The sequence below is a fragment of the Polaromonas sp. CG_9.11 genome, from assembly GCF_015752225.1.
Lineage (GTDB): Bacteria > Pseudomonadota > Gammaproteobacteria > Burkholderiales > Burkholderiaceae_C > Polaromonas.
The window spans coordinates 1-8198 of the sequence record NZ_JADOVE010000046.1; the positions used below are offsets into that span (position 1 = coordinate 1).

The following is an 8198-nucleotide window of genomic DNA, read 5'->3' on the forward strand; positions in this document are numbered from 1 at the left end:
CTCAATCCGCAAACACAACAAAACCAGAATCAACCAACTCAACTTATCGCCTGAGCATCAAACTTTTTGCGACAACTACCTTGACATCCACCGTACGGCAAGGGCATGCGCAGCCACAGCAAGCCGGGTGCGACCTCGCGCACTTGGCGAGAAGCAGGCGGTTCGCCACAGGGATATTGCAGCGTGTAGGGCGCGGCCTATTGTGCATACTGTGTCGCGGTGGCCATAGCCGGCCCGCCAGTAACCAACCGCCATTGGAGGCTCCCGCCGCAATCAGGTCAGTTCTGGAGGTTAGCCATGGGCGGCTGTGAACGGCTGCTGCAGGCGTTCACTGACTGGACGGCTGGAATCGCCGGGTTGAAACCAGTCGACGTGCGTCCATTCTGCTGTTTCCTCGGCGCAAATGGCGCCAGTGCGCCGATGACTTCGCTCGCCGATAATCCATTGCACCCCAGACACGCATTGTGATTTCAAGCAGCGGCATGGTAAAGGTTTTACTTCCACCATCATCAACGACATCAGCACCACGCCCATGAACACGATCATCAAACTCGACATGCCAGCACCCAGTGGCGAAAAGCTCAAGGCAGCGCGGATGGCCGCAGGTCTGAGCCAGGTGCAGGCTGCCGAGCTGATGGGATATTCCCTTCAGGCGGAAAGCCGCGGTGGCGTTCAGTGCCGCACATGGCAAGCGCTGGAAAGCGCCACCGACGACAGGAACATGCAAGGGGCCATTTTTGCAATGTTCTTGCTGCTGACAGATCAACATCCAGAGTTCGGCCTGATCGAAAGACGTTCGTCCGAAACGAATCCTGCCTGATTGTGTTGACGCTACTGCAATTGGCCTGGCGTCGTCGACGCGTGACGGTTGACGGTTGACGGTTGACGCTTGAATAACCGAAGAATCGTGCAAGAAATGCAAAGGGAGGCTGTCCATCCGATAGATCGGTGCACAATAACGAAAACCAAATGTCCGGACACGGTACTCAAGTATTTTCTTACTTGTCGAATGAGCCTGTCCACAGGGCGGTGAGCAATCGTGACCGACTCCACGCTGAACTTCGGTATTCCGGTTTCCAGTCTTTTAAAGGCAGGTTTGCCAAACACCTCAAAATTGTTTATCAGCGTTCAATGCTACGCCCCAGTTCGGGCCGTACTGCTCAACTGCATACGCCTCGATCATCTTGCTGAACAAGACACCTGTCATCCAATCTCCTGATTCCACCTTGCGGCTGATCGTGGTGGTTGCGATTCCGGCCTTTTGCAGTGATTCGAGCGCTAATTCCGCATACTTTTTTTGATCCACCTTATTAATATTTAAAAGCTCAGCCTTAATTTCAAGCCGACGATGTTCCTGGTAGCTCAATATCTTAGGCAGTTCGGGCGACGTTTGAGCCGTCAGGGAAACCGATACTATAGGCGCTATCAACGGTACTGAGACTATGAAACCCTGGGTTTCGCTAAGGACAGCGCGTAAATATGCCATTCTTGAGTCGACCGGTGCTAGATCGTCCCGCCCAATGCGCGCTTCTAGTTTTACCAAAGCGATCCTCAGCACATTTTCGTCGTGCCCCAACTTAATCAGGCTGGCGATGTCGCCAAGGGACAAGCCTAATGTGGTCGCGGTCAAAGCAAGCTCCGCACTCATTTTGAATCCGCTGGTGATAGCTGCAACTTCAGCTGACTTACGCCAAACCTTGAACTGGGCGGACGTCACGGCCTTGCCGGTTTTTTTCTCGATCAGTTCAATACCTATATCGGACTTACTGTTGATTTCATTGATGGCAACATTTACCTGCTCGCTCTTGAATTTGCTCCAAAGTCGTAGTTTCGGCTTTTTTGTTTTGGGATCGAGCTTAGGGGCGCTTTGTGTCAATGCATCGACCCACCATTCCAGATGATTTTCACTTGTTAGCCCAGTTGGGTTGTTCTTGTAACGGACACAGATCTCATACAGTGCTACTGCGGTATAGGTCTTAAGTCGGGACAGTTGTTCGATGTCGATAGGCGTAAAGCGCTGTGGATCCGCGATCACGCTGAGCAACCCGGGTGGTAACGCCCAATAAGCGTACAAGATGCCACCCGTCTTAACAATCTTCGCCTCAGACAGCAAGCTCATACTGCTCCAAATAACACCCGAATTAGCATCGGGAGCCTCCCAGTCGACCTCTGTGCGGCGCATTTCTAGCAGCGATTTCTTTGCACTCGAAGTTAGATTTGATTGCCCTACCTCAACCGGATCGACCAACTCATCTAAACGAGCACTAAAGTAATGGGTAGCCTCAACGATTTTCCCTTCATGATTCATAGCCTGCACTTGGCGCTGGGTCGTATGCAGTAGGACATTGAATATTTTTCTTGAAACGGCAGTCAATTTGCCAACCTTGGGCATCATCACAAGCGCCGAGTTGGGCTTTCTGAACGTCGGGGTTGGGTAAGATTTCTTCATAGCTGATCTAGAATTTAAGTATCCAAGTCTATATCATATTTTGGATAGAAATCCAAAAATGGTTTCCGAAACACGTTAATTCAAAGAATAAAAAGACGGATATTTGTTGTTTTTTCAAATTTTTTTTGCTCGAGATGGCGTCCCGCACTAAGTTTTTCGGTCAATTTACTTCAAATACGGGCTTTAAGATGCCCTTGAGGACCACCTAAGCAGGTCAAAATTGCTAGCGATGCGAAATATAAAAACACACATCGATAACTATAAGAAACCGTACGGAACAAGATAAAAAGACGGATAGTTAGGTATAAAAAAGGGGATACTAAAATATTTTAAGTTGTTGATTTAATTGATAAATATCCAATAAATCATCAGTTAAATTGTCTTAGAGATTTCTCTTGTAGACTTTTTTTTAAGACCAACTGGTGCTTTTACTCAACAAGTCAAAGCCAGCAGAGAAGCATTCACCTCGTTCAAATAAAAGCTCCCTTTCGATGGTTTTGAACATTTGCTTTTAGGGCCCTAACATTACTCGGCAAAGCGAATCTTTCTTTGAATCGATATTACGTGTTTCTTCAATACGCACTCTAGAATCGCTAAAAGGAAACACAATGCAAAAAAGCAGTCCACTTCACCCACTGATTGACATTGCTGCACTAAATGCGGTTTCCGAACATGCCGCTGCGGTCGTGCATCAAGTACGTACCTCAATGCTGGCACCGCATGCACGCAAGTCTCCACCAACGTTTAACTCTGCTCAGATGGCCGAACTATGCGGATTAGAGGTCTCGCAAGTACAGTACCTTGCAAAGAAGGGTGAACTGCCTTCAGGAGACAAACCGGACTCGAACCGTCGTGAATGGACGTTAGTAGAAGCACGACGCTGGGTGCGCACGCTCAAGGCCGACAATTTGCGCGATCCAATGCTGGCCGCCGGCGTTTGCATTTCTGTAGCCAACTTCAAGGGTGGGGTGTCTAAAACCACCACTGCTGCCGTCTTGGCGCAGGGTCTTAGTTTGCGTGGGCACAACGTCTTGGTGATCGATACTGACCCTCAGGGTTCCCTAACAACGTTGTTCGGCGTCATGCCCGACACCGAGGTTGAGGAAGACCAAACAATTTTGTCCCTTTGTTCAGGCGAAACCGACTCGATCATGCCGGCAGTGCGACAGACCTACTGGGACGGCATTGATTTGGTCGCCGCTGCCCCTGTATTATTTAATGCCGAGTTCTTATTGCCAGCACGCCAAAAGAGTGAACCCGACTTTGCTTTTTGGCGGGTGCTGGACGCAGGTCTCGACAGTGCACGCGAAATCTACGATGTGATCATTATCGATACGCCACCGTCGTTAAGCTACATCACGATCAACGCGTTAATTGCGGCCGAGGGAATTGTGATGCCGCTGCCGCCCAATGCGCTAGATTTCGCCTCTAGTGCTCAGTTTTGGAATCTTTTCACTGAAGTCTGCGGTGGCTTGTTCCGCTCACGCGGCGATAATAAAAAATACTACTTTGTGGATGTTGTTCTCTCACGGGTTGACCGCTCGGACGCGGTAAGCGCTGCCGTACGCGAATGGATCATCAGTGCTTACGGCTCTAAAGTGCTGCCCATTGAGATTCCTAAGACATCAATTGCGGCAACAGCATCGGCCGAATTTGGCACCGTCTACGATCTTGATGCCAGTAGCGCACAGGCTAAAACCTTGAAACGTGCGCGCGATGCCTATGATCAATTGGTTGAATACATTGAGTTGCAGGTTATGGGCGTTTGGGCATCTAACGCCGAGGCTATGCTCAAGCTTCAGGCCAAGGTCGCAATCGAAAAAGTTAAATCATGAGTAAAAAATTAAGCGTTAAGGACCGGGCGATGCTTGCGATGCAAACGCCCTCCCCGGCCGTTTTAGGCTCTACATATGGCGATTCTGGAACGCCAATTAAGGTAAAGACTGGGCCTGGCGCTTTTGTCGCACATTTAGCCAGGGAGTCGGAAGTTTTTAGCGAAAACCAGGTTCTCAAAAGCGAGTTGAAGATTTGGTCGGATGCGGCGCCTGCAAAAAAACTCGACCCGGCTTGTGTGGTTCCAAGCAAGTGGGCCAACCGGCATGGCGACAGTTTTGAAAATTCTGAGTTTCAGGCGTTGAAGGCCGACATCGGATCTGCAGGTGGCAATGTTCAGGCAATCAAAGTTCGACCAATTCCAGGCTCCGATCCGCAACGCTATGAAATTGTTTTTGGACACCGCCGCCATCGCGCGTGCATGGACTTGGATTTGCCTGTGCTTGCAGTTATTGAGTCCATCAATGAGCAGGCGCTGTTTGTAGAGATGGACCGAGAGAACCGTCAGCGCGCTGACCTACGTCCGTACGAACAAGGCGAGATGTACCGCCGCGCACTTGATGAAGGCCTCTATGCGTCGCTGCGCAAGTTGGCCGAGGCGATCGGTGTACAGCCGTCAAATGTGTCAGTAGCGCTCAAAATCGCACGCTTGCCCGTAGACGTTCTTAACGCTTTTCCGTCTAGGCTCGATATCCAGTATCGTTGGGCAGCACCACTGACCGATGTGCTGGAAAAAGAGCCCGACGTAGTTTTAAAGAAAGCAAAAGCCATCTCCGCATCCAAAAATCAAGCGCCACGCAGTGCTGTGGATGTTTATCGTATTTTGATTGGAATCAGCGACGAAACGCCCCGTAATTTTTCCAATGACAACAGTACCGTCGTACCTTCTACAGTTGCTGTAAAGACAAAAGGAAAAAAAGTTTGGTTTGAAATCGACAATCTGAGCAAGGAAAAGTCCGATCGCATTCACAAAGCGATTCTTGAGATTCTGGAATTGAAGTAAGAAGGGAGGGTGTTATACCGTGTAACACTTTTTATCTTAGTTGATGAGCGTTCCAGTTTGACGTGAACTTGAAACCGCACACTGACGCAGATTTCATTGGATGGACATCATAATTTCCAGAATTCTTGAATTTGGCAATACGGTGGGTGTTATACGGTATAACCCCGCGCTAATTGAGCCTGAAGTATGACGTACGAGCCTGTCATACGTAATCTTTAACGAAACGCCTTATCCAGCTCATCCACCCGCCGCTTGATGGGCGCCCGGCCATAGATCGCCGTGGTGGTCTGGATCGATGCATGCCCCATCTGCGCCTGGATCACATCGAGCGGCACTTCCCGGGCAATGGCCCGTGTCCCAAAGGTGTGTCGCAGCCAGTGCGTGGTCGCGCCCGCCAGGCGCTCACGCTCGTTCGTTGGTAAATTTGAAGCCCGCACCGCCCGGGCAAGCCAGCCCTTGACATGCTCGTAGAGCGCCTGGTAGCCGATGGGCGCCATGGGGTCCAAAGCACTGGCCAGCAGGGGCGCGGTAGGCGGCGCTTCCTGGATTGAGCCCAAGCCGCGAACAAGCAGGTAGTCCTGAAGCGCGTGCAGCGCCTGCCCGGGCACGGCGGCGATGCGGTTTTTCGACCCCTTGCCTCTGACCTGCATCACCCAGCCTTCGGGCTCCATCCTGAGGTCCCCGAGGGTGGCCGACAGGAGCTCGGCCGAGCGCAAGCCCACGGCCTCGACAAACAGCACGGTGAAGCGGATCCGGGCGCGCGAAGGCGAGGGCGCCTGGCCGTCCACGAAGCGCAGCACTTCGCGCATCGCCGCTTCACTGAGCGCCTTGGTGTCCAGCATCCGGTGGGCCGGATCGTCCCCGGTGGCCTGGTTCACCAGCACCCAGGGGTTGGCAGCCAAGTACTGCGCGGACTGCAGCCAGGCAAACAGCGAGGCGATGATGGTGATGCTTTGCCGGCAGCTGGCGTGCGACAGGGGACCGCGAAACGGCGCCCAGCCGGGCTGCCCGGGTGCGGCGCGCGCCCGGGAGATCCAGCGCGGCGGAATATTCTGCAGGAAGGCCATGAACGCGCCGCAGTCGGCCACCGTCATCTGCGCGAGCGTGGCGCCCCGGCATTCGTATTGCAGCCACAGCTGGAGCCGGTGGGCTTCGCGCTGGTAGACGCGAACGGTGGCCAGCGACCCCGCCCGCGCCTGGATCCAACTTTGCACGGCTTGCCCGTCCGAGTCCACGTCGAGCAGCGGGCGCGCCAGGGCAGCATCGGCCGCCTGCGGCACCGCCAGGCCCCCTGAGGCGCCGGCTTCTGTGCCCGGGGCGCGCGAAGCGTGAGAAGCCCACGAAGGTGAGGGCGCGCCAAACAGCGCGGGCGTGGCCGACAGCGCAAAAAGCGGCCTGGCCGCAGGCAGCTCGCGCGGCAGCAGCGTGGCCAGGTGGCGCTCGATGCGCCTAGCCTTGGCCACGCCGACCGCGGGCAGTGTGGCAAACCAGCGCCCGCCGGCCGCGATGCGGGCGTTGAGCGCCCCGAGCGTCAAAAGGCCCGCAGTCACGAGCTTGGCCGCCAGCGCCTCGTCGAACCAGCCCGCCACGAGGTCGGACAGCTGCGGCGTCTCGGCGGCCAGGCGCTCCAGGCGGCGCAGGAGCTCTAACTGGCGCGCCCGCAGGCGCTGGCCGCGGGCGGCTTGGCGGTCTGCTGGATGCGCTTCGGCGTACAGCGTGAGCACCTCGCTTTCACTGAAGCCCTCCAGGCCGTGCTGCTGAGTGAACGCGTCGAGCGAGGGGCGCGGCGCGCCGGCAGACTGCCCGATGCGCAGGCCCACCAGGCGCCAGGCGGCGTCGCCCTGGCGCCTAGCCACCGCGCGCACCGCGTCGACCGCTTCCTGGTGCGCCGTCTTCGCTTCGTGGCCGTGCGCGATGCCCAGGTAGCGCCGGGCACAGTCGGCCACGTCAAGGCCTTCGGCACAGGCGCGCAGGTGGGCGAAGTGGTGCGGGCCCAGGCGGCGCACGAAGCGGGGATTCTCAAGCGCGGGCGGCGTTGGCTTGGAGGGCAGGGCGGCCAGGGGCGTCATGGACGGGTCCGTCGGGGGGTGAAAGAAGGGACCGGGCGTGCGGGGTGCGCGCCTTCTGGGGTTCCGGCGGCGCTGAAAAGGGCTGGAGGCTGCGCTTGGGCCGGCGGCGCACAGGCAAAACGCGGCCTGCCAGGACGCGCCAGGCGCGCCGATCGCAGGCTTGGCAAGGGTGCTGGCAGTGCGTACGCGCAAAAGCCGCTGGCGGCGCTGCTGTCGCATGCCGGGCGACCGGCGCGGCGCGGGGCAGGGTGCTGCTCGTCCCGGCCCCGGCCCTGTACCGGCGCACGCCCCGAGGAGGGATGCGCGGGCATGGGGCAGCGCAAGGGCTTGTCAGGCTTGGAGTTTTTCATGGCGTGCCGGCAGGCAGGGGTTTTGACCACTGGATTTTACCCTGAGATAATGACAATAATCTTAGGGCGGTAGGCCATGAAAAAGCATTGACCGCGTTGATTTGCCGTTCATTCACATAAAACCGTACCCAGATTTCACATAAAAATGTACCTGCATAGACGAAGGGAACCCGTGAGATGTCATATCCTCCTCGGCCAAGATGCCTGGACGTGAGTAAAAACCTAAAACGGTCAGTCCCGAGGCAAGAAGGCGGCGCTCAGCTGCCTGGCGCGCTTGAGGTCGTCTGCGTGCAGGTAGATCGACGTGGTCGAGATCGAGGCATGGCGCAAGTTGTCGCGCACGGTGATGAGTTCGGCACCACTGCCGAGCGCATGGGTTGCGTGGGTATGGCGTAGCCAACCCCCTGTGTCAGACTAGTTGTCGCCTCTAAAAAATACTCTTTTAGACGCACCGACAACAATGAAGCAAAAATATTCCGAAGCATTTATCGAAC

At 55.5% G+C, this 8198-nt stretch carries 6 protein-coding genes and 1 pseudogene; 3 read left to right on the plus strand and 4 right to left on the minus strand.

What is annotated here, in order from left to right; genetic code table 11:
* Window positions 1-291: 291 nt before the first annotated feature.
* On the minus strand, window positions 292-558 hold the full coding sequence (locus tag IWX85_RS19610; protein WP_196870903.1) for a hypothetical protein: 267 nt from the start codon (window positions 556-558) through the stop codon (window positions 292-294).
* 37 nt (window positions 559-595) lie between these two features.
* Between IWX85_RS19610 and IWX85_RS19615 the strand changes: the two genes are divergently transcribed.
* Window positions 596-820: a hypothetical protein gene (locus tag IWX85_RS19615; protein ID WP_231380044.1), complete on the plus strand. Its 225-nt coding sequence runs from the start codon at window positions 596-598 to the stop codon at window positions 818-820.
* Between the two features lie 288 nt (window positions 821-1108).
* On the opposite strand, the gene IWX85_RS19620 is transcribed toward IWX85_RS19615, so the two are convergent.
* The gene (locus IWX85_RS19620; RefSeq protein ID WP_196870904.1) at window positions 1109-2449 is read right to left on the minus strand and encodes a replication initiation protein; all 1341 of its coding nucleotides are present in this window, start codon (window positions 2447-2449) and stop codon (window positions 1109-1111) included.
* A gap of 608 nt (window positions 2450-3057) precedes the next feature.
* Here IWX85_RS19620 and IWX85_RS19625 point away from each other — a divergent pair.
* Both IWX85_RS19625 and IWX85_RS19630 read left to right on the plus strand, forming a co-directional pair.
* Entirely contained in the window at window positions 3058-4284 is a 1227-nt protein-coding gene (locus IWX85_RS19625; RefSeq protein ID WP_196870905.1) for a ParA family protein, read from the plus strand.
* Complete coding sequence (locus tag IWX85_RS19630; RefSeq protein WP_196870906.1) at window positions 4281-5285, plus strand: ParB/RepB/Spo0J family partition protein; 1005 nt, start codon at window positions 4281-4283, stop codon at window positions 5283-5285. The genes IWX85_RS19625 and IWX85_RS19630 overlap by 4 nt, the downstream gene beginning before the upstream one ends.
* Window positions 5286-5500: 215 nt before the next feature.
* On the opposite strand, the gene IWX85_RS19635 is transcribed toward IWX85_RS19630, so the two are convergent.
* Both IWX85_RS19635 and IWX85_RS19640 read right to left on the minus strand, forming a co-directional pair.
* Complete coding sequence (locus IWX85_RS19635) at window positions 5501-7354, minus strand: tyrosine-type recombinase/integrase (protein ID WP_196870907.1); 1854 nt, start codon at window positions 7352-7354, stop codon at window positions 5501-5503.
* Window positions 7355-7935: 581 nt separating this feature from the next.
* A pseudogene (locus tag IWX85_RS19640) lies at window positions 7936-8112 on the minus strand (tyrosine-type recombinase/integrase); the annotation flags it as partial.
* Between the last annotated feature and the right edge of the window lie 86 nt (window positions 8113-8198).